The organism is Streptomyces sp. NPDC048751, assembly GCF_043198595.1.
Classification (GTDB): domain Bacteria; phylum Actinomycetota; class Actinomycetes; order Streptomycetales; family Streptomycetaceae; genus Streptomyces.
The window spans coordinates 1,328,119-1,349,328 of the sequence record NZ_JBICUX010000001.1 but is presented as its reverse complement, the minus strand read 5'-3'; the positions used below and the strand labels follow the sequence as shown (position 1 = coordinate 1,349,328).

Genomic DNA, 21,210 nt, shown 5'->3' with positions numbered 1-21,210 from the left:
CGTCTGACCATTCAGGCGGGGCAGGCTTACGGAACGGGAACTTCCCGGCGCCTCACTCGACGCCGTCCGGCCGGAAACCGGCCTCCACCAGCACCGCGGCCGCCACGCCCCGTCCGACGTGGGCGAGGCCCATCAGCAGGTCGTCACAGTCGATCCGCGCGGAGCCTCGCTGCTCGGCGCGGTCTTCGGCGAGGGCGATGGCCTTGCGGGAGTACGGCGTCCAGGCGATGCGCTCGGCGGCCTGCGAAGCCCCGAGGCTCAGCCGGGCGCCGACGCCGCGGTGGACGTCGTCCGGGCGGACACCGCCGGTCACCAGGAGCCGGGTGGCACTGTTGTCCTCGGCGGTCAGGCCCCACAACAGGTGCTCTGTGCCGATGTAGTTGTTCCGGTGGGCGACGGCGGCCTTCTTGACGTGAACCATGGCGTCCCGGAGGTCGTCGGTCATGGTGTCCGGGCCGTAGCGCTTGTGCGGCGCGTGGAAGCGCTGCTGCACCGCCTGCCGGGTCACGCCCAGGGCGGCTCCGATGTCCGTCCACGAGGCACCGTGCATCCGGCAGTGTTCGACGTAGTCCTCGACCAGGTCGTCGGCCAGGGACTGGAGTTGGCCGGCGAGTCCGGCGGCGGTCGTCAGCAGCGCCAGCCAGTCGGGCTGTTCCTGTCCACCGGGGCGGTGGGCGGTGTCGCAGGTGCGGTCCACTTCGGCGATGAGGTCGTCCAGGTCGGGTAAGGCCATGAGGCAAGTACGCCTTGACAGTTCGGATTTGTCAAGGCGAACTTGCCTACGGGGGAACCCGGTTACGGCGTCGCGTTCGGGCCGTCCGGGCGGCTGCTGCGCTGCTCGACCATCTCGCGGCTGAGCTGCTCCGTCTCCCGCTCGGAGAGACGCTCGAAGCCGTCCTCGGTGATGACCGAGACGATGGGGAAGATACGGCGGTTCAGGTCCGGGCCGCCGGTCGCGGAGTCGTCGTCGGCCGCGTCCCAGAGCGCCTGCAGCGCGGCCAGCGCGGCCTCGCGCCGGGTCATGTCCGGGCGGTAGAGCTTCTTCAACGCGCCCCGGGCATAAGGGGAACCGGAACCCTCCGCGTGGAAGGACGCCTTCTCGTACGTCCCGCCCGCGACGTCGAAGCCGAAGATGCGGCCCCTGACGGCGGCGGACGCGGTGACGTCGTAGCCCGCCAGGAGCGGTACGACGGCGAGGCCCTGCATGGCCTGGCCGAGGTTCTGGCGGATCATCCCGGCGAGCCGGGTCGCCTTCGCCCTGAGGGTCATCGGGGCGCCCTCGACCTTCTCGAAGTGGGTGAGCTCGACCTGGTACAGCTTCACCATGTCGAGGGCGAGCCCGACGGTGCCGGCGAACGCGACGGCGGTGTGGTCGTCCGCCGGGTGCACCTTCTCCAGGTCGCGCTGGGCGATGAGGTTGCCCATGGTGGCCCGGCGGTCGCCGGCTATGAGCACACCGTCGCGGTAGGTGAGCGCCAGCACGGTGGTGCCGTGCGGGAACCGGCCGGGGGCGGCGCGCACACCGTCGGGGAACGGTGGGCGCGTGGGCAGCAACGCCGGGCGGTGCGCGGCGAGGAACTCCGTGAAGGACGAGGTCCCGGGCGTGAAGAACTCCTCCCCCAACCGGCCGACGTGCTCACTCCCAGTCATGCCACTCCCCCATCCTCCGCGGACCGACACCCCAGTACTACCTGCGGCGGACGACCGGGAAACGCCCGGCGGGATCACTCGCGCGCGTTCGGCTTCCGGTGCGGTGGCTGTTCGGGAGTCTGGCGCTCCGGCGGCGCGGGGATGGTGCGGACGGCCGGGCCGTCGCCGTTCAGGGCCACCTCCTCCCCGTGGTGACGGATCGTCAGCGGCGGTCCGGACAGCAGCGTGTACGTCGCCTTGTCCGGCCCTATCTCCACGCGCAGCCGTCGGCCGAGGAGTTGGAGGGAGAACGCGAGGCGGCTGAACGTCTCGGGCAGGCGCGGGGCGAAGCGCAGGGAGTCACCCTCGCGCCGCGTTCCGCCGAACCCCGCGACCAACGCCGTCCAGGTGCCCGCCAGGGACGCGATGTGCAGCCCGTCGCGGGTGTTGTGTTCCAGGTCGCCCAGGTCCATCAGGGCCGCCTCGGCCGTGTAGTCGTAGGCGAGCCGCAGATGGCCGGCCTGCGCGGCGACGACGGCCTGGACGCAGGCGGACAACGAGGAGTCCCGTACCGTCAGCGGTTCGTAGTAGGCGAAGTTGCGGGCCACCTGGTCGTCGTCGAAGTGGTTTCCGCAGGTGTACATCGCCAGGACCAGGTCGACCTGTTTGACGACCTGCTTGCGGTAGATGTCGAAGTACGGGAAGTGCAGCATCAGCGGGTACTGGTCGGGGCGGGTGCCCGCGAAGTCCCAGCGCTGGTAGCGGGTGAACCCGGCGTGCTGTTCGTGGACGCCGAGTTCGTCGTTGTAGGGGATGAACACCGCCTCGGCGGCGTCCCGCCAGGCCGCGCTCTCCTCCGCGTCGACGCCGAGCCCGGCCGCCTGCTTCGGATGGCGTTCCACCACCTCGGCGGCGGCCAGCAGGTTCGAGCGGGCCATCAGGTTGGTGTACGTGTTGTCGTCGGCGATCGCGCTGTACTCGTCGGGCCCGGTCACGCCGTCGATGTGGAAGGCGCCGTGCGCGTCGTGATGGCCGAGCGAACGCCACAGCCGGGCCGTCTCCACCAACAGCTCGACACCGGTGTCCCGTTCGAAGTCGGTGTCCCCGGTCGCGGCGACGTAACGCACCACGGCGTCCGCGATGTCGGCGTTGACGTGGAAGGCCGCCGTGCCGGCCGGCCAGTACGCGGACCCTTCCGACCCTTCTATGGTGCGCCAGGGGAACGCGGCGCCGCGCAGACCGAGTTGGGTGGCGCGTTCCCGGGCTGCGGGCAGCGTGTTCTGGCGCCAGCGCAGTGCCTCGGCCACCGCTTCGGGAGCGGTGTAGGTCAGCAGGGGCAGCACGAAGGTCTCGGTGTCCCAGAAGGCGTGCCCGTCGTAGCCGGAACCGGTCAACCCCTTGGCGGGGATGGCTCGTTGCTCGGCTCGGGCACCGGCCTGCAGGACGTGGAAGAGGGCGAAGCGGACGGCCTGCTGGATCTCCTCGTCGCCGTCGACCTCGACGTCGGCGCGCGCCCAGAAGTCGTCGAGGTACGCGCGCTGTTCGTCCAGCAGGCCCGACCAGCCGCTGTGCGCGGCCGCCGCCAGCGCCGCCTCGACCTGGTCGCTCATCGCGGGCCGGGAACGGGCGCCGGACCAGCCGTGGGCGACCAGCTTCTCCACGCGCAGCCGCTCGCCCGGCTCGAGCACGGAGGTGACCGTCATCCGGGCCACGTCCACGTTGCTCTCGCTGCTCGTGGAGGTCCCGTCGGGGCCGGTGACCACGTGGTCGGCGGCCACGGCCACACGCAGGCCGCTGCGTTTGGTGCGGTGCACGAGACGCAGCCGCTGTCCCGAGGTGTAGTCCTCCTCGGGTTCCAGCGGCGACTTCAGCGCCCGGGCGGCGCGCGGGTCGCCGTTGGGCTCGGGCAGGCTCTCGTTGGCGACGAGTTCGGACTGGATCACCACGCGGGTGCGGCTGTCGACCGGCTCCACCTCGTAGGCGACCGCGGCGATCGCCCGCTGGGTGAGGGAGACCAGACGCGTGGAGCGCACCCGTACCGTCGTCCCGGCCGGGGAGGTCCACTCGCAGGTCCGCTCCAGGACACCCCGGCGCAGGTCCAGGGTGCGTTCATGGGTGACGAGCCTGCCGTAGCGCAGGTCGAAGGGCTCGTCGTCGACCAGGAGCCGCAGTACCTTGCCGTTGGTGACGTTGATGACGGTCTGGCCGGACTCCGGATAGCCGTAGCCGGCCTCGGCGTACGGCAGCGGGTGCAGCTCGTGCACGCCGTTGAGGTAGGTGCCGGGCAGGCCGTGCGGTTCGCCCTCGTCGAGGTTGCCGCGCCAGCCGACATGGCCGTTGGACAGCGCGAACACGGACTCGCTCTGTGCCAGTACGTCGAGGTTGAGGTCCGTCTCCCGCACGGTCCACGGCTCGACGGCGTACGAGCGCTGGCTGATCACGCCTTCCCTCCCAGTTCGGCGAGGTCCTTCACGACCACGTCCGCTCCGTGCCGGTACAGGGCGTCCGTCTGACCGACGCGGTCCACGCCCACGACGTACCCGAAGCGGCCCGCGCGACCCGCGTCCATGCCGGCCAGCGCGTCCTCGAAGACGGCCGCCCCGGAGGGTTCCACGCCGAGGTCGCGGGCCGCGGCGAGGAAGGTGTCGGGGTGCGGCTTGCCCGGCAGCTTCCGCTCGGCGGCCACCACCCCGTCGATCCGTACGTCGAAGAGGTGCTCGGCGTCGATGGAGCGCAGCACGTCGCGGGTGTTGGCGCTGGAGGAGACGATCGCGGTGCTCAGGCCCTGCGCGCGGACCGCCTCGATGTAGCGCAGGGTGCCCTCGTAGGCCTCGACGCCCTGGGTGCGGATCTTCTCCAGGAGCAGCTCGTTCTTGCGGTTGCCGAGGCCGTGGATCGTGGCGGCGTCCGGCGGGTCGTCGGGATCGCCTTCGGGCAGTTCGATGCCGCGCGAGGCGAGGAAGGTGCGCACTCCGTCGGCGCGTGGGCGGCCGTCGACGTACTCGTCATAGTCGGCGCCCGAGTCGAACGGCCGGAAGTCCTCGCCGTCGCGCTCCCGCAGGAACGCGTCGAACATCTCCTTCCAGGCGGCCGCGTGGACGACGGCCGTCTTCGTGACGACCCCGTCCAGGTCGAAGAGGCAGCTCACAATGGTGTCGGGAAGACCGAGATCCGTCATACAGGACACGGTTCCCCGCAGGACGGCGTCCACGGGGTGGCACACGCCACACGGACGTTTTTCGGCGTGCGCCGGTGACACACTCTGCGGTGTGCCCCTGACATTCGACGACCTGCTCCTGCGGGCCCGCGCCCTCGTCCCCGAGGGGCGGCGGGCGCTTCTCGGCATCACCGGCAGCCCGGGCGCGGGCAAGACGACGCTCGCCGAGCACCTGGTCCGGGAGCTGAACGGCCCAGGTGAGCCGTGGGCCGCGCATGTCCCCATGGACGGCTTCCACCTCGCCGACGTCGAACTGGACCGGCTCGGCCGCCGCGACCGCAAGGGCGCGCCCGACACGTTCGACGCGGCGGGATACGCGGCGCTGCTGCGGCGCCTGCGCGAGGAGGGGGACCGTGACGAGATCGTCTACGCGCCCGGTTTCGAGCGGGTCCTGGAGCAGCCGATCGCCGGGGCGGTCCCGGTGCCGCCGACGGCCCGGCTGGTGGTGACGGAGGGCAACTACCTGCTGCTGGAGACGGGCGCGTGGGCGCGGGTACGGCGGCAGTTGGACGAGGTGTGGTTCTGCGAGACGGACGAGGACGAGCGGATCCGCCGGTTGGTCGACCGCCACGAGCGGTTCGGCAAGGGCCGCGAGGAGGCGGTCGCCTGGGTGCTGGGCACCGACCAGCGCAACGCGGACCTGGTGGCGTCGACCCGGGAGCGGGCGGACCTGGTGGTGCGGGCCCTCATTCCAGTGGGTCGTGGCCCCAGTTCATGAGGGAGTAGCGCCACGGCGTGTCGGTGACGTCGCCCGCCGGGCGCTGCCCCAGGTGTCGGTGGACGTAGCCGACCACGGTGCGCATGTGTGCGACGTCGTCGTCGCTGAGGTCGGCCTTCTTGGTGCGGAGCAGTTCGACGATCCGACGCCCGGAGGCGTGTCCGACGCTCTCCCCGTCGCCATCGCCCTTGCTCTGGCCGACGCTCCTGGACTCGTCCGTCTCCAGCCACTTCTCCAGTCGGCCCGGCGTCATGTTGACGGCCTCCGCGAAGGCGTGCAGGGTCGCGCTCCGGTCGTTCTCGTCGTCCTTGCCCGCCATCAGGAACCGTCGTCCTTCTTGCGGAGGGCGCCGGGCTTGTGGACCGCGGAACGGCCCGTCTTGTCGCTCTCCACCTCGTACTGCGGCTCGTCGGCCGAGGCGTCCACGGTCCTGCCGACCGCCTCGGCGCGCTCTGTGATCTTCTTCTTGACCTTCCCGGGGACGCTCTGGCCGTGGCTCTTCCAGGTGACCTTGTCACCCTTGTGCAGCTTCTTCTTCGTCACGGGGGTCTCCCGAACTCAGGGCGCGTTCTTCCTTGCGACCAGAGTCACGTCACCGAAAGTGATTGGCCACTACATCCAACGTCATCTCCGGTTCCCCCCGCGTGTCGCCCGCCGGGCTCCCGATGACGGCGGTGAAGGCCTCCGTCCGCACGGTCAGACCCTCCTCGCTGTGCTCGAACGCCGGGGCGAACGGCCCGTCGGGCCCGTAGCGCACGGCGAAGACGTGCAGGTCCTCCGGCGCGCCCGGGGCCGGGTCCGCCTCCAGGGCGGACGAGGCGACCAGGTGCCGCCAGCCCTCGTCCGGGTTGCCGTAGCCGCGTGGGTCGGCGGCCAGGGCGAACGCGGCCTGTTCCTGGGTCTGTTCGGAGCGGGCGTCGAAGTGGTGGACGTCCTCGGCGTGCGGGTGCGTCGGACGCAGCGCGCCGGCCGACGTCACCCGGCCCTCCGCCGTGCGGCGCACCCGGTCGCCGTCGTCCGCCGCGTAGGGCAGACCGGCCAGCAGGTAGGGCGTGCCGTCGAGGCGTTCCACGGCCACCGTCATCCACAGCCGCGTGCCGTCGGTGACGTACAGGGACCGCACATGGCGCAGGACGTGGTCGCGGCCCACGACCGGCTTGGTGACCAGCTTGGCGGCCAGTCCCCCGGCGCGGACGTCACGGACGCGGACCTCGCCCATCGGCCGGCACAGCAGGAAGCCGTCGACGACGGGCCCGAAGCCGTGCTGCCGGTTGACGGCCGCGGGCAGGAAGTACGTGCCGTCGGCCTCGACCAGCGAGGGGGTCATGCGGTCGTCGAAAGCCACCGAGACCGTGCCGGCACGCAGTTGGTGACGGACGGGCGACGAGGACGGGGTGCGGTGCCAGGGTGTGTCGTCCTGGATCTGCCAGACCAGCATCCACGCGAAGTGGCCGTCGACCCCGCCGTCCGCCTTGACCGCGTGCCGACCCCAGTTGGTGTCGCCCCGGTAGCGGCCGAGGTCGGAGCCGATACGGCGGCTGAAGTAGCGCAGCCCGAGGACGGACTCGAAGCCGGAGTGCTGCTCGCTGTAGCGGGGGCCGCCGTTGTCGAAGCCGCCGCCCGGCAGGCGGGCGTCGATGTAGCGGGCGAGGGCGTCGCCGTCCTCGGCGAAGATCTCCTCGCCGCTGATCCGGTGGGCCTGGGCGAGGAAGGACAGCGAGATGGGGCCGTAGTTGTTGTCGTAGGCGCCACCGTGCTCGGGAGGCAGCAGCGCGCCCCGGTCGCGGACGCGGTGGGCGCGGATCTCGTCGACGTACAGGCCGAGGGCGCGGGAGCGGACCGACTCTCCGTCGCGGGGCGGGAGATGGCGGGCCAGCATCAGACCGCCGACGACGCAGCCGATGGCCTGGTTGCCGGCCTCCTGCGGGTTGAAGAAGGTCGCCTCGGTCAGCCAGCTCCAGTAGCCGCGCGCCACCTCGAGCAGCCGGGCTCGTTGGCCGACGCCGATCAGGCCGTCCGGCGCGTCGAGGATGTTCACCGCCTGGAGCAGCGCCCACACCGTGCTCGGCCAGTCGCCGATGGGGTGGGCTCCCGCCTCCAGCACGTAACGGGCGTACGGGAAGCCCGAGTTGCGGATCCGCAGATTCGGGTAGCCGGGATTGTCCTCGACATAGACCCGCTCGCGCAGATGGAAGGCGAGGCTGCGGTGCACCGCCTCCGGCAGCCGCGGGTCCTCGGTGCGCTGCAGGGCGAGCACCAGCAGCGAGGTGACGCCGAGCGAGGTGTCGCCGATGTCGTCCAGACAGTCGGGGTGTTCGAGGTTGCCCTCGGGCGTGAGCCGCTCCAGGGCCTGCTCGACGACGTCGGCGAGAACCGCGTCGTAGGCCTCGGGGCTGTCCGGCAGGTCGTGCAGCGGGCCGAGCTGGCGCGGGAGGTGCACGGGTGGGGGCGTAGGGTGCACGGGGTTCAACCCTTCATGCCTGGGGTGGCCATGGCGTAACTCGTCGGGGTCACGCGCCGGGTGCGGGACGGTGGGCGCGCAGTGCGACGGTCAGTGTGTGCGGACCCTGTCCACCGATGTGGACGCGGTTCCCGGTCGTCGCGTCGGTGCCGCCCACCACGGTGTAGTCCTGACCTGGGTCGTACCGCAGTACGTCGCTCCGGTCCGGCCCGGCGAGCGGTTCGCCTGCCTCGACGCCGACCTCGACCCGGATCTCGTCGTCACCGACCCGGTAGGTCATCGGCCCGGTCGTCAGGCACCAGCGTCCGTCGCCGATCGGTACGGCGCCCTCGGGCACGCCGCCCGGCCGGAAGGTCAGTTCGAGCGCCCAGGGCACCCGTGGTCCGCTGATGTCGATCCGCAGGTCGGCGCCGTCCTCCCGCAGGTCCACCTCGACGCGGGTCGTGTGCGAGACCTCGTCCCGGGGGCGGTCCGGGAAGGCCATCGCGGCCGAGAAGCGACCCTCGTCCGCCATCCGGTAGTCGCCGCCGTCCCGGCGCCGGCCCGGAGCAAGCGGCTGGTAGTAAGCGGCCGTAAGGGTTTCGGTGAGCCGGTACCGGCCGTCGGCGAGCTGCCGCATGTCGGCGGCGCGGAACGGGCCCAGGTCGAAGAACCCCCGGGAGAGACGGACCGCGTCGAGGACGGCGTCACCGGCGAACAGCCGCAGGAAGGTGGGATTGCAGGCGAGGCCCGAACGGATGCGCCGGTGCTCGGGCACGTCGGAGCCGCCGTACACCACCGTGTGCGCGGTGGCCGAGGCGCGGGTGGCGAGGCGCGCGGTGGTGAGGTACCGGTCGCGCGGAAGGATCTCCGCCGCCGGTGTCGGCAGTACGCGGCACAGGTCCGGGGTGAGGAGGCTCTCGGCGAGCAGGTCGGGGTCGTCGATGCCGCCGACGGCCGCCAGCCGCGCCGCCCGGCTGAAGTCGCCCCGGCCGGTGCGGACCGCGAGCAGTCGGTAGTGCGGCAGGTAGGGGGCCAGCGGGAAGGGGTGGTTCTGGTCCTGCCGTCGCGAGTGGAGGGTCTCGACCGTGCCGTCCGGCCTGATGAGGTCCAGGGTGGTGGCGAGGTTGCGTTCGACGGCGTCCAGCAGGTCGGCGCGGCCGAGCACGCCGGCCAGCAGCAGCAGTGAAGGGTTGGACACGTGGGCCGCGTAGTTGGCGCTGCGTTCCGAGTACAGGCCTTCCGCGTCGATGTCGACGCCCTCGGAGAGCCACTCCTCGATGCGGTCGAGCAGCCGGTCGTCGGGGAACGACCGGTGCAGCCGGGCCAGCGCCGCGCACAGCTCCCAGCGGTGGTTCGGGGTGTGCACCCCACCGGCCAGGAGACTTCCGGAGGCGGCACCGGCGATCTCGGCGAGCGCGGCCGTGACGTCGCGCAGTTCCGGTCCCGCGCCGGCGGCGAGGACGTGCGCGTCGCACACGTCGTTGACGGTGAAGGCGGAGTCAGGCGGCGACTGCACGTTGTCGCCGCCGGCGAAGAGGCCGGTGCCGGTCTGCACGGCCCGCAGGGCGCGCAGGTGGGTCGTCGCGGCGGCGATGGCCTGCCCGCTGCCGTGCAGGGCCGAGTCCGGGGAACGGTACGCCGCGACCAGGGTCTTCACCCTGCGCGCCAGACCACGGTGCGGCACACCGGCGGGTTCCTCGTCGGGGCCGGCCGCGAGCGGGGCGGCCAGCCGGTCGGCGGCGCGGGCCACCGACCGGACGAACTCGTGGTCGAGCGGGGTGGGCAAGGTCAGTCCTTCAGTCCGGCGTTGATGTCGGCGCCCATGACGTAGCGCTGGAAGACCAGGAAGATGGCGATCAGCGGGATCATGGAGATGACCGATGCGCCGAGCAGGACCGACCAGTTGATGTTCTGCGCGCCGACGATGCTCTGGATGCCGATCTGCACGGTGAACTTGCTGGGGTCGTTGAGCATCAGCAGCGGCCAGATGTAGTCGTTCCACCGCCACTGGAAGGACAGGATGGCGAGGGTCAGCATGATGGGCCGGGAGAGCGGCACCATGATCCGCAGGAAGATCGACAGTTCGCGGGCGCCGTCGATGCGTGCCGCTTCCACGAGTTCGTCGGGCACCGTCAGGAAGAACTGGCGGAACATGAAGCATCCGGTCGCGGTGAGCACGGCCGGGAGGATGATGCCGGCGAAGGAGTTGTAGAGGCCGAGGTTGCGGACCACCAGGAACTCCGGGGCGAGCATGACCTCGGACGGGAGCATCGTGGTGGCCAGGATGCAGATGAAGAAGACCTTGAGCCACTTGTTGTCGTACTTGGCCAGCGCGTACCCGGTGCAGCAGCTGACACCCACGGTGAGGATCGTCGTGATCACGCACACGATGGCCGTGTTGATGAAGTACTGGGAGAAGTTGGCGCTGTCCCACGCCGCCTTGAAACCCGACAGGGTGGGGTTGTGCGGCACCAGCGTCAGCGGATAGGAGAACAGGTCGCTGGCCGGCTTGAGGGAGCTGAGGATGAACCACAGCACCGGCAACCCGTAGAGGCACGCCAGAATCCACAGCAGTGTCGTCGCGGGCACCGCCCGCCGGATCCCGCCGCCGACCGCGTTGCGGGGCCGCTTCTTGGAGACGGGCTGTTTGGCGTCGGCGTCGAGCGGGCGTGGCATGTCTGTGGTTGTCATCGGTTCTCCACCCGCCGGTTGACGATCAGCTGGACGATCGCGACGGCCATCAGGATGAGCATGAGCACGAACGACGCGGCGCTCGCGTAGCCGATCTGGCCCCGTTTGAAGCCGGTCTCATAGATGTACTGGACCAGCAGGTTGTTCGACGTTCCGGGTCCGCCGTTGTTGAGGGCGACGAACACCGGGTATTCCTTCATCGCGTTGATCGTGTTGAGCAGGATGACGATGAACGAGGTGGGCGCGATGCTCGGCAGCGTGATGCTGATGAACTTGCGCCACGAACCGGCGCCGTCGAGCTCGGCCGCCTCGTAGTACGACACCGGGACGTTCTTGATCGCCGCGATGAACAGCAGCATCGTGAAACCCGTCCACGCCCAGGCTGCCGCCATCACCACCACCAGCAGCGACAGGTCCGCGTTCGACTGCCACGGAACGGCGCCTCCGCCGAGCTTCTCTATGACGTAGTTGACCAGTCCGAAGTTCTCACCGAACAGCCACCGCCACAGGACGCCCACCACGATGGGCGACAGCAGCCACGGGATGAAGAAGATGACGCGGGCGACCGACGCGCCCTTGGCGTTCTTGTTCACCACCAGGTTGGCGGCGAGCAGCGAGAGCGCGAAGTTCAGCGGGACGAAGAGGACGGTGTACAGCAGGGTCCGGGTCAGCGCGTCGTAGAACGTGGAGTCCCCGAACAGGTTGTGGTAGTTGTCCAGTCCGATCCACTGGAACACCCCCACGCCCGTGTAGTTCGTGAAGGAGTAGAGGAGCCCGATCACCGCCGGCCAGACGAAGAACAGCGCGAAGAGCACGACGTTGGCCGCGATGAGGACGAGCGGCGCGACGGTGTACTTACTGCGTCTCCTGGGCGGGCTCGCGGACACGTCCGAGGCGCGTTTTGTCATCTTCCTGACTCCGTGCTGGTGGAAGGGATTGCAGGTGGGCTCACGCCATGAGCCCAGGATCGCGGGGCGCGTCCAGGGCCGGGCGGCGGTGTCTCACCCTCGCCGCCCGGCCCCGCGGCCTACGATCCGCCGCCGACCTGCTGGTTGTAGCCGGCCACGATGTTCTCCAGGGCCTTGTCGGGCGACTGCTGGCCGTTGATCGCCTTGCCGAGCTCCGTCTTGGTCGGGTCCTCGGTGAGGCTCTTGCCCTTCAGCACCCACTGGGTCTGCGCGCCGTTGAAGTAGCCGGAGATCGGGGCGTAGAGCGGGATCGACTCGTTGTACAGCTTGAACGCCGCCTGGGCCGCCTCGGAGGTGAAGGGGTACTTCGGGTTCAGACCGTTCTCGACCGGCAGGAACCCGGAGGCCTCGCACAGCTCGCGGTAGTGGTCCGGCTCGTAGATCCAGGACAGGAACTTCTGCGCGGCGGTGGCCGCGTCACCGTTGTTGTTGAAGCCGACCATCATGCCGCCGCTGTTGACGTCGCTGGCCTGCACCGGCTGGGCGGGGGTCGGAACGCTGGCCCAGTCGAACTTCTTGATGCCGTCGGCGAAGGCGGCGACCTGCCACACGCCGGACCAGTAGGCGACCACGTCACCGCTCTGGAACATGGCCGACGGGTCGGCGCCGCTGGTCCACACCGACTTCGGCATGGTCTTGTTGTCGTTCCATCCGACGAAGGTGTTCACGGCCTTCTTGGTCGCGCTGTCCACCGAGAACTTGCCGGAGGAGTCCGCGTGGACGTACTTCCCGCCCATCTCGTACACCATGGCGCGGAGGCGGGACGGCGACTGGTCGAAGGTCAGGGAGTACTTGGCGCCGGTCTTCTCGCGGACCTTGTTCGCCGCCTTGATGAAGTCGGTCCAGGTCCAGGTCTTGTCGGGCGAGGTGGGGAAGGGGACCTTGGCCTTCTCGAACAGCGACTTGTTGATGAACAGACCGGAGGCGGTGACGTCCGAGGGGATGGACAGCACCTTCCCGGACGAGTCCTTGGCGAGGAAGTTGGCGTTGATGTTGTAGCTCTTGTTCTTGGCGATGGAGCTGAGGTCGATCAGCTTGCTCGACCAGATCGGGTCCAGCGCCGGCACGGCGGCCACGTCGGGCAGGGAGTTCGCCTGCGCGGCGTTGTGCAGCTTCGTCGTGTAGCCGTCGTAGGGGATGTTGACGAGCTTGACGGAGACGCCGGCTTCCTTCTTGTACTGCGCCACCAGCTTCTTCCAGCCCGCGTCCTGCCCCGGAACGGTGGAGATCCAGAACGTCAGCGACTTGGAGTTGCCGCCCGAGTCGCCCCCCGACCCGCAGGCCGAGAGCAGCAGGGCACCTGCCGTGGCCACGGCAGCGAGGGGAATCACGCGGCGTATGCCGCCACGGCCGAGTCGGCGGGAGCGCCGCACACCCACAGTGGTCATCTTCGATCCCTTTTTTTCGTCGGTAGGGGACGGAGCACGGCGCCGACCGAGGCGGCACGGGTGCATTGTGCAGGAAGGGTTTGCTTTCCGAGGGCGCGGCCTCGCCCGGCCGCGTCATCCTGACAGGCGAGGGTCCCCGGCCGCTGTGGCCGTCGCCGCACCAGCACGCCCTGGTGCGGTTGCCGTACGTCGAGTACGCGCGGGACGCTCACCCAAGCCGACGTCCCGGCCGACTTAGAAAGCGCTTGTCCGGACATTGGCAGACCGAGTCCGAAACCGTCAATCCTTCGTCCGCGCCGCATCGGTCACGGTTTGGACTCCTCGGGCCACCGCGAGGCGGGCGGCGCCCACGACGGTACCGAGATCGCCGACCTGGCTGCTGACCACCTCCGTGGGCCAGCTGAGCCGCTCCAGCTCGGCCCGCACACCGGGCAGGAGCTGCGGAAACGCGCCGGTGCTGCCGCCCAGCACGAGCAGTCCCGGGTCCAGTACCGCGGTCACGGCGGCGGCCAGCCGGCCCACGTCCACGGCGTGCCGGTCGACGACCGCGCGGGCCGTGGCGCTGCCCTCCTGGGCGAGGGCGAAGAGCCGTTCCGCGGTGCGCGGGCAGGAGCCGTCGGTGTCCGGCCATGCCTCGGCGGCCCTGCGCAGCAGGGAGCGGGCCCCGATGTACTCCTCCAGCGCCTCGTGGCGGGGCTCCAGGTCGTCGTCCCAGGGGTACGGCAGCCGGGCGAGCTCTCCGGCGGCGCCGTTGGCTCCGGCCAGGACGTGTCCGCCCACGACGATGCCGAGACCGATACCGACGCCGATGCGCAGATAGCCGAAGGTGTGCCGGCCGCGGGCGGCGCCCTCGTGCAGTTCCGCCAGGGCGGCGCAGTTGACGTTGTTCTCCAGGTGGACGGGCACTCCGGGCGGCAGCGCGACGGCCACCGCGTCGAAGACGGGCCGCGCCTTGGCGGTCGCCGGGCGCACGGTGCCCTCCTCGGCCCGCGCGGTGACGTCACCGACAGCGACCACGATGGTGCGCAGGGGGGCGTCGGCGGGCAGCGAGAGGAGCGCCTCGCGCACCACGTCGGCGGCCTCGGCACGCGGCCCTGTGGCCTCGGCCAGCAGGGTGCCGTCCAGGGCGCAGCCACGGACCCGGGTGAGGGCGGGGCCGAGGTCGACGGCGAGCACGGCGCCCGCGGCCGGGCCGAGGCGGTAGACGGCGGCGCTGCGGCCCGTGCCGCTGGAGGCGGTGCCGGAGTGGGCGGCGAGGTGAACGCCCTCCAGCTCCGCGACGGCGGAGGAGACCGTCGGCTTGGACAGGCGCGCGAGGCTCGCGAGCTGCGGCCGGGTCGCGGTGCCGGCCTGGGCCAGCACGGCGAATACGGCGCTCGCGCTCTCGGTCAGACGGGGGGCTCTTACCACGTCGTGTTCCACAGTTCCCCCAGGTCACAGGCCGTTCTCCGGAACCGATCAACTCGGTGGGAAGCGGCGATGGGTTGCCCTGGCGCCCTGCGTGCCCGGCCCGGACCGAAGGCCCGGAAAGCCGAGTGCGTGACGCCTATTGACACGCACTGTACTTCGTTAGTTAACTTCCTAACGAACGTCACGGTACTCGCCTGCCGTGGTCCGTCAGAAGCCCGTCCCGGGGCTTCCCTAGTTCATCAACTGCCCTGCCTCCAGGCACGGTTCGCCCACCGTCGCAGCACACAGCGCATCGACGAAAGAGGTTCCGTGCAGGACACCGCACCCCTGGTGGTCGGCATCGACGTGGGCGGCACCAAGACCCAGCTCCGCGCGTTCGCGGGCGGCACTCTCGTGGCCGATCACGTCCGTTCCAGCAGTGGCTGGCGACCGCACGACCCGGTGGCCGCCGCCGGCTGGCTGGCGGCGCTGGCCGCCGACGCGCTCCCCGCGGGCGCCCGCCCCTCCGCCCTCGCCGTCGGCGGGCACGCCTGTGAGACCCCGCGCCAGTGCGCGCAGATCCGTACCGCTCTCCAACCGCACGTCGACGCGCCCGCGCTGGTCGTGGGCGACGCCGAGCTGCTCGTGCCCGCCGCCGGACTGGACAAGGGCGTCGGCCTGGTGGCCGGCACCGGTTCCGTCGCCGTGGGGCGGCTGCCCGACGGCACCCCCGTCCAGGTGGGCGGCTGGGGCGCGGTGCTCGGCGACGAGGGCGGCGCGGCCGGTCTCGTACGGGAGGCGGCCCGCGCGGTATGGGCGGCGCACGACCGGGGTGAGGAACCCGACGAGCTGGCGCTCGCCCTGGTGGCCTCCCTCGGTGTGCCCGAGGTACCGGCGCTCGGCGCGGCCCTGGAGCGCGCCACGGACGTCTCCGCCGAGTGGGGCCGACATGCTCCCGCCGTCTTCGCCGCCGCCGAGGCGGGCTCACCGCTCGCCCGCGCCGTGATCGCGGACGCCGGCCGCTCCCTCGCCGCGCTCGTCGCCCGCCTCGGCGCACGCGGGGTGCCCGTCGACGACGTGGTGGTCGCGGGCGGCACGGTGCTGTCCCAGTCCACGCTGTACGACGCCTTCACCGCCGCCCTCGCCGAAACGGTCCCCTCGGCCCGGGCCAGGCCCCTGCGGGTGCCCCCGGTGGAGGGCGCGGTGGCGCTGGCGCGGTCTCTGCTGTGACGCACACGGCGCACAGGGGTCCCCTCGTTCACCCGCGGGACACGTCCCCGCCGCCGAACCCTCGCCGATGGGACACAACTCGGCCGTAGATCTTCGCTCGTACGCACCATCTGACGCACGGGTCACTCAACTCCCCGTCGTATCAGGCAAGATCGCACGACCTTCCCCCGGCCGCAGGGCCGAAGAACTGAAGAGAGGCACACCCATGCCGTCATCCGCCGCGCACCACTCCCCCTCCCTGAACCGGAGGGGTTTCCTCAGAGCCTCCCTGGGCGGCTCGGCCGCGCTCGTCGCCGCGCCGACGTTCGTCGGGTGGCTGGGCGCAGCGGACGCCAAGGCCGCCACCGCGCCCGCCGCGTTCGTGGACGACTACAAGACCAACGTCCCGGCGAACCTGACGCCCGAGACCAACGCCGTGGTGCGGATCCTCGGCGGCATGGCCGAGGTGTGGAAGACCGGTGCCGCCTGGAACACCGGCACACCGCTGCGTCCCGAGGTGCTGCGCGCCAACATGCGCTACTGCGCCCGGGTCACCGCCGCGCGCACCGAGGCGCAGGCGCGGGAGGCGTTCGTCTACGACCGGCAGCACCAGAGCTACGCGATGATCGCCGGCCTGGGCCCGCTGTCCGACCTGTACAAGGCGGGCGCCAAGGCGGTCACGTCGATCACCAGCGCGCCGGAGACGACTCCCCCGACGAAGATCGACGACGCCGTGCCGGCCGACGCGCCCGCGGGTTCCGCGCTGGGCGCCGGTTCGTACACCTCGGACCTCGGCCTGGTGGCCAAGCTCGTGGACACCGTGCGCGGCCCGTTCGCCTCGGGCAACCCCGGCAAGTACGCCTTCCAGTACCCGCGCCCGTGGCGCATGAACGAGGACAGCGAGGTCGTCGACACCGGCCGCACGGACGCCCTCGGCTACCCGGTGTACGACTCCAAGGTGGTCGTCGTGCCGCAGCTGCTGCGGCAGCGCAGCACCTCCCCCGTCGACGACGGCGGCTTCCCCAGCGGCCACACCAACGCCTTCCACCTGGCCTCGCTGGCGTACGCGTACGCCGTGCCCGAGCGTTTCCAGGAGCTCGTGACGCGGGCGCTCGAGCTCAGCCACACGCGGATCATGTCGGGCATGCACTCGACCGTCGATGTCATCGGCGGCCGCATCATGGCCACCGCCCTGGCCGCCGCCACGCTCGCCGACCCGGCCAACGCCGACCTCAAGAAGGCGGCGCGCGCCCAGGCGCTCGCGTACTTCCAGGAGAAGACGGGCACCACGGCCGACACCCTGTACGCGTACGCGCACGCGGCGGGCCCCGCCGCCGATCCGTACGCCGACCGCGCCGCCAACGCCCGCGCGGTGGAGCCGCGCCTCACCTATGTGCTGCCCCGGGACGGCCGGCAGAAGCCGATGACCGTGCCGAAGGGCGCGGAGGTGCTCCTGGAGACCCGGCTGCCCTACCTGGACGCGGCGCAGCGGCGTGAGGTGCTGCGGACGACGGCGCTGCCCTCCGGGTACGTCCTGCTGGACGGGTTCGAGCAGTGGGGGCGGCTGAACCTGTTCGCGGCGGCGGACGGGTACGGCTCCTTCGACTCCGACGTGACCGTCACGCTCGACGCGGCGGCCGGCGGTTTCGCGACGGCCGACGCCTGGCGCAACGACATCGACGGCCGGGGCGGTCTGACCAAGCAGGGCACCGGCACGCTCACCCTGACCGGCCACAACCGGTACACGGGCGGCACCGTGGTGGAGGACGGCGTGCTGGTCTCCGCGTCGGGTCACGCGCTGGGCCACGGTGACGTCCGGGTGCTCGGCGGAACGCTGCGGGTCGACGAGCCGGTGCAGGTGCACGGCGTGTTCGCGCAGGAGTCCGCCGTGCTGGCGCCGACGCTGCGCGCGGGCCGGCACAAGGAGGTCCTGACGGTGACGCGGCGGGTCGTGCTGGGCCCGGGCAGCGTGCTGTCGCTGCGGCTCGACGCCGAGTGCCCGCCGGCCGTCGGGAGCACGGTGCGCGTGATCGACGCCCCGGCGCTGCGCGGCCGGTTCGACCGTGTGGAGCTGAACTCCGACCGGCTGCGGGCCGTACCTGTGTACACGGCGGAAGGTCTGTCGGTACGAATCGTGAAGCGGTAACGCCCCGAGTGGCGGGAGCCGGTGCGCAGGGCGAGCGACGCCCTGCGCCGCCCTCCCGCCACCGCCCTGGGGGTGTCGCCGCGGGGCGGATGATGGCGCGCGCACAGCACACGGTTCTCGACCCGGAAACGTCGCGGATGTTCCCCGGGGCGCTCCTCGCGCGGTCGTCCGGACGGCCGCGCGGGCGGTGGCTCGTGCCGCTCCTCGCCGTCGTGCTGCTGGCGCAGATGGCCTTCGCCATGGTCACCACGGCCGTTCAGCAGACGCCGACGATCGACGAACCCGTGTACGTCGGCGCGGCGGCCGACTACCTGCACGAGCACCGGCTGCGCTACAACCCCGAACACCCGCCGCTCGGGAAGCTGGTCATCGGCGTCGGGGTGGCGCTCGCCGGGCCGCACCTCGACCCGTCGCCCGCCGCCACCCAGGAGGAGTTCGGGCAGCGGCTGCTGTACGAGTCCGGCAACGACCCGGGACGGCTGATGCTCTGGGCCCGGCTGCCGGTGATCGTGCTGACGCTGCTGTTCGGGCTGGTCGTGTTCGCCTTCGCCCGGGACCTCGCCGGTCGGGCCGCCGGACTCGCGGCGCTCGCCGTGTACGCCTTCTCCCCCGACCTGATCGCGCACGGCTCGCTGGCCACGCTGGACGTCCCCGTGGCGGGCTTCCTGCTGACGTCGGTGTGGCTGCTGTGGCGGGCCCGCCGACGGCCCCGCCTTCTGGTGCCGCTCGCGGGGGTGGCGCTCGGTGCGGCGGTGGCGACCAAGATGAGCGCGCTGCCGGCGGTTCCGGTGCTGATGGGTCTGGCCGCCCTGACCGCGTGGCGGGGGCGCGCCACGAACTGGCGTGCGGCGCTGCTGCGGGCGGCGGTCGTGGCGGCGGTGGCCGTCGCCGTCGTGTGGGCGGTGTATCTGGTGGTCGATCCGCGGCTGCGGTGGGTGCCGCAGGAGCCGGTGCCGGTGGCGCGCGGGAAGCGCGGCCTGCTGGTGCAGTTCCTGCCGTTCCCGGAGGCCTTCCGGGACGGGATGCGCGTCCAGTTCTGGATGGAGAACCGGCCGTGGGAGGGCTTCCTGTTCGGCCGGCTCTACGACGGTTCGCGCTGGTACTACCTGCCGGCCGCGCTGCTGGTGAAGACCCCGCTCGGCATGCTCGCCCTGTGGGCGGCCGGCGCGGTCGCGATGATCGCGGTACGGCGGCTGCGGCCCGCGGCGCCCTATGTACTGGTCCCGGCCGCGGTGCTGCTGGCGGTGGCCATGGAAGGGGCGCGGGACTTCGGCACCCGGTACGTGGTCTTCCTGCCGATGTTCCTGGCGGTGGCGGCGGGGTGTGTGCTCGCGGTGCGGTGGCGGTGGGGGCCGGTGGTGGCGGGGGTGCTGGTGGCGTTCGTCGCGGTCAGCTCGCTGCGGACGTTCCCGTACTACCTGCCCTACTCCAACGAGGCGTTCGGCGGGCCGGCGAAGACGCATCTGCGGCTGCACGACTCCAACGTGGACTGGGGCCAGGACCTGGGCCGGCTGGCGGACCGGCTGCACGAGCGGTACCGGGGCGAGCGGGTCTGGCTGGTCTACAAGGGCAGCGGTGTGCCGTCGTACTACGGCATCGAGGCGTCCGAGCCGCGCGGGGTGCCCGCGGACCGGGTGCACGGGCTGCTGGTGGTGTCCGACACCGCGGTGGCCAAGGCGCAGGGGTGGCTGGCCGAACTGATCGACAGCAGTCGTCCGGTGGACGAGGTCGGGCACTCGATCACGATCTACCGCAGATGAGCGGCTGGGCTATGTTGAGTCCTCGTGGAAGACAAAGGAGGCGCACCGGTGCCATCGCCGCAGCAGGCACGCGCACAGGCATCCGCGATCACCTCGGGAAAGACGGTTCCGCAGGCGGAGGCGGCCCCGACTTCCCAGCTCAGGGCACTCTTCGACGGGCCCCATCTGTCCCCGGGTCAGCGGCGCATCGCCCAGTACCTGATCGAACACATCACCGAGGCCGCGTTCCTCTCCATCACCGACCTGGCCGAGCGCGTCGGTGTCAGCCAGCCCTCGGTGACGCGGTTCGCCGGGGCGGTGGGCTTCAGCGGCTACCCGGCCCTGCGCGAGAAGCTCCAGTCGATCGCCCTGGGCGCCCTGGCCGGCGGGGGCCCCGCGGAGGAGGACAGGAGCAACGAGCTCCAGGCGGCGGTCGACGCCGAGATCACGAACCTGGAGAACCTGCGCCGGGACTTCGCCGACCCCGACCAGGTCATCGACATCGGCCGCAAGCTGTCGCAGTCGGCCCCGCTGACCGTCCTCGGCCTGCGCATCTCGGCCTCGCTCGCCGAGTACTTCGCCTACGCCGCACGCCGGGTCCACCCCGACGTGCGGCTGGTGAACCGGGGCGGCAGCGTCGCGTACGACGCGCTGTTGCAGTCCCGTGAGGCGGGCGGTACCTGGGTGCTGGCGTTCTCGATGCCCCGGCACGCCCAGGAGACGCTGACCGCGGTCCGGGTCGCGCGCAGCGCGGGGCTGCGGGTCGCCCTCGTCACCGACCTGGCGCTCGGTCCGGTGGCCGACGAGGCCGACGTCACCTTCGCGACCGGCACCGGTTCGCGGCTGGTCTTCGACTCCTACGCGGCTCCGGGTGTGATGGCCGCGGCGTTGCTGCAGGCCATGACGGACGCGGGTCCGGAGCGTACCCAGGCCCGGCTCGAGGAGTACGAGCAGATCGCGGATCAGCACCAGTTCTTCCTCCGGGACTGAGCCCGTCCGTGAGCTGCCGCATTTCTTACATAGGGTGCCTTCTACCCAAATCGCGCATGAATGTTTTCATACGTCTTGCAAAGGCGACGGCATATATAAATACTGCTCACGGCCACACCCGCCCGCACAGGGCTCCACGACGAACACCCGGAGCCGCCGTCCCCTACCCACGTCGGCGACCAGGGTGTTCGGGGCATCGCCTGCGCGAGCGCCCTCGGCGGCCCCGGTCATCCCCTGGACCGGGGCCGCCCACCCCGTCGGACCATCCCTCCGACCCGCACACCCGGAAGCGACGAACATGGCACTGACGACGATCACGCGCATCAGCCCGGACTGGCCGTGCCAGGTCAAGAACCCCGGCAGCTACGACTGGGAGCGCTCGGCTGCCAAATGGCTGCGCGAACTCGTGCCGGCCCGCTACGCCAGTTATCCCGTCCTCCTGCGCCACCCCGTGCTGCTCGCCCGTCACGCGCACCTCCAGGTCCAGCAGGAGATACGGGTCGCCCGCACCGCCCTGCAGACCGCGCGCGCCGATCTTCCCAGCCTCGGGCTGCCCGAGTCCGTCATCGAGCACACGATCAAGCTGTACGCGGCCGAGGTCATGCAGCTCCAGCACATCGCCCGCAGCGTCCGCGCGGTCAGCCAGGCCCTGGTGGACCACGGCACCGTGCGCTGACCGCCCC

General features: G+C 71.3%; 18 protein-coding genes. 6 read left to right on the top strand and 12 right to left on the bottom strand.

The genetic code is table 11. The features are described from left to right. Positions 1–52: 52 nt before the first annotated feature. The 4 genes from ACGFNV_RS06085 to ACGFNV_RS06070 all read right to left on the bottom strand — a co-directional run bounded on the left by ACGFNV_RS06085 (position 53) and on the right by ACGFNV_RS06070 (position 4,807). Positions 53–733 carry a Clp protease N-terminal domain-containing protein gene (locus ACGFNV_RS06085; RefSeq protein WP_393619718.1) on the bottom strand — a complete coding sequence of 227 codons (681 nt, stop codon included), beginning with the start codon at positions 731–733 and terminating at the stop codon, positions 53–55. Between the two features lie 62 nt (positions 734–795). After that, positions 796–1,650 carry a proteasome subunit beta gene (prcB, locus tag ACGFNV_RS06080; protein WP_393619716.1) on the bottom strand — a complete coding sequence of 285 codons (855 nt, stop codon included), beginning with the start codon at positions 1,648–1,650 and terminating at the stop codon, positions 796–798. A 74-nt stretch (positions 1,651–1,724) separates the two neighbouring features. Continuing rightward, positions 1,725–4,070: a glycoside hydrolase family 65 protein gene (locus tag ACGFNV_RS06075; protein ID WP_393619714.1), complete on the bottom strand. Its 2,346-nt coding sequence runs from the start codon at positions 4,068–4,070 to the stop codon at positions 1,725–1,727. Then, entirely contained in the window at positions 4,067–4,807 is a 741-nt protein-coding gene (locus tag ACGFNV_RS06070; RefSeq protein ID WP_393619712.1) for a beta-phosphoglucomutase family hydrolase, read from the bottom strand. The genes ACGFNV_RS06075 and ACGFNV_RS06070 overlap by 4 nt, the downstream gene beginning before the upstream one ends. A 91-nt stretch (positions 4,808–4,898) precedes the next feature. Between ACGFNV_RS06070 and ACGFNV_RS06065 the strand changes: the two genes are divergently transcribed. Next, the gene (locus ACGFNV_RS06065; protein WP_393619710.1) at positions 4,899–5,564 is read left to right on the top strand and encodes a nucleoside/nucleotide kinase family protein; all 666 of its coding nucleotides are present in this window, start codon (positions 4,899–4,901) and stop codon (positions 5,562–5,564) included. On the opposite strand, the gene ACGFNV_RS06060 is transcribed toward ACGFNV_RS06065, so the two are convergent. From ACGFNV_RS06060 to ACGFNV_RS06025, 8 genes are all read right to left on the bottom strand, one after another. Continuing rightward, positions 5,533–5,883, bottom strand: coding sequence for a DUF3140 domain-containing protein (locus ACGFNV_RS06060; RefSeq protein WP_393619708.1), 351 nt, complete (start codon positions 5,881–5,883; stop codon positions 5,533–5,535). The genes ACGFNV_RS06065 and ACGFNV_RS06060 overlap by 32 nt on opposite strands. After that, positions 5,883–6,107 (bottom strand): DUF2945 domain-containing protein, encoded by a 225-nt coding sequence (locus tag ACGFNV_RS06055; protein ID WP_393619706.1) that lies wholly within the window; start codon positions 6,105–6,107, stop codon positions 5,883–5,885. The genes ACGFNV_RS06060 and ACGFNV_RS06055 overlap by 1 nt, the downstream gene beginning before the upstream one ends. A gap of 49 nt (positions 6,108–6,156) precedes the next feature. Then, positions 6,157–8,004 carry a hypothetical protein gene (locus ACGFNV_RS06050; protein WP_393619704.1) on the bottom strand — a complete coding sequence of 616 codons (1,848 nt, stop codon included), beginning with the start codon at positions 8,002–8,004 and terminating at the stop codon, positions 6,157–6,159. Positions 8,005–8,074: 70 nt separating this feature from the next. Continuing rightward, on the bottom strand, positions 8,075–9,793 hold the full coding sequence (locus ACGFNV_RS06045; protein WP_393619703.1) for a hypothetical protein: 1,719 nt from the start codon (positions 9,791–9,793) through the stop codon (positions 8,075–8,077). A 2-nt stretch (positions 9,794–9,795) separates the two neighbouring features. Then, the gene (locus tag ACGFNV_RS06040) at positions 9,796–10,698 is read right to left on the bottom strand and encodes a carbohydrate ABC transporter permease (protein ID WP_393619701.1); all 903 of its coding nucleotides are present in this window, start codon (positions 10,696–10,698) and stop codon (positions 9,796–9,798) included. Beyond that, on the bottom strand, positions 10,695–11,606 hold the full coding sequence (locus tag ACGFNV_RS06035; RefSeq protein ID WP_393619699.1) for a carbohydrate ABC transporter permease: 912 nt from the start codon (positions 11,604–11,606) through the stop codon (positions 10,695–10,697). The genes ACGFNV_RS06040 and ACGFNV_RS06035 overlap by 4 nt, the downstream gene beginning before the upstream one ends. A 119-nt stretch (positions 11,607–11,725) precedes the next feature. After that, positions 11,726–13,054, bottom strand: a complete 1,329-nt coding sequence (locus tag ACGFNV_RS06030) for an extracellular solute-binding protein (RefSeq protein ID WP_393619697.1) — start codon at positions 13,052–13,054, stop codon at positions 11,726–11,728. Between the two features lie 279 nt (positions 13,055–13,333). Then, positions 13,334–14,464 (bottom strand): ROK family protein, encoded by a 1,131-nt coding sequence (locus ACGFNV_RS06025; RefSeq protein ID WP_393619696.1) that lies wholly within the window; start codon positions 14,462–14,464, stop codon positions 13,334–13,336. Positions 14,465–14,773: 309 nt separating this feature from the next. Between ACGFNV_RS06025 and ACGFNV_RS06020 the strand changes: the two genes are divergently transcribed. From ACGFNV_RS06020 to ACGFNV_RS06000, 5 genes are all read left to right on the top strand, one after another. Continuing rightward, complete coding sequence (locus tag ACGFNV_RS06020) at positions 14,774–15,673, top strand: N-acetylglucosamine kinase (protein WP_393619694.1); 900 nt, start codon at positions 14,774–14,776, stop codon at positions 15,671–15,673. A 205-nt stretch (positions 15,674–15,878) separates the two neighbouring features. Next, positions 15,879–17,798, top strand: coding sequence for a phosphatase PAP2 family protein (locus ACGFNV_RS06015; RefSeq protein ID WP_393619692.1), 1,920 nt, complete (start codon positions 15,879–15,881; stop codon positions 17,796–17,798). 89 nt (positions 17,799–17,887) lie between these two features. Next, positions 17,888–19,558 (top strand): ArnT family glycosyltransferase, encoded by a 1,671-nt coding sequence (locus ACGFNV_RS06010; RefSeq protein ID WP_393619690.1) that lies wholly within the window; start codon positions 17,888–17,890, stop codon positions 19,556–19,558. 48 nt (positions 19,559–19,606) lie between these two features. Continuing rightward, on the top strand, positions 19,607–20,527 hold the full coding sequence (locus tag ACGFNV_RS06005) for a MurR/RpiR family transcriptional regulator (RefSeq protein WP_393619688.1): 921 nt from the start codon (positions 19,607–19,609) through the stop codon (positions 20,525–20,527). A 298-nt stretch (positions 20,528–20,825) separates the two neighbouring features. Beyond that, on the top strand, positions 20,826–21,203 hold the full coding sequence (locus tag ACGFNV_RS06000) for a hypothetical protein (RefSeq protein WP_393619687.1): 378 nt from the start codon (positions 20,826–20,828) through the stop codon (positions 21,201–21,203). Positions 21,204–21,210: the final 7 nt, after the last annotated feature.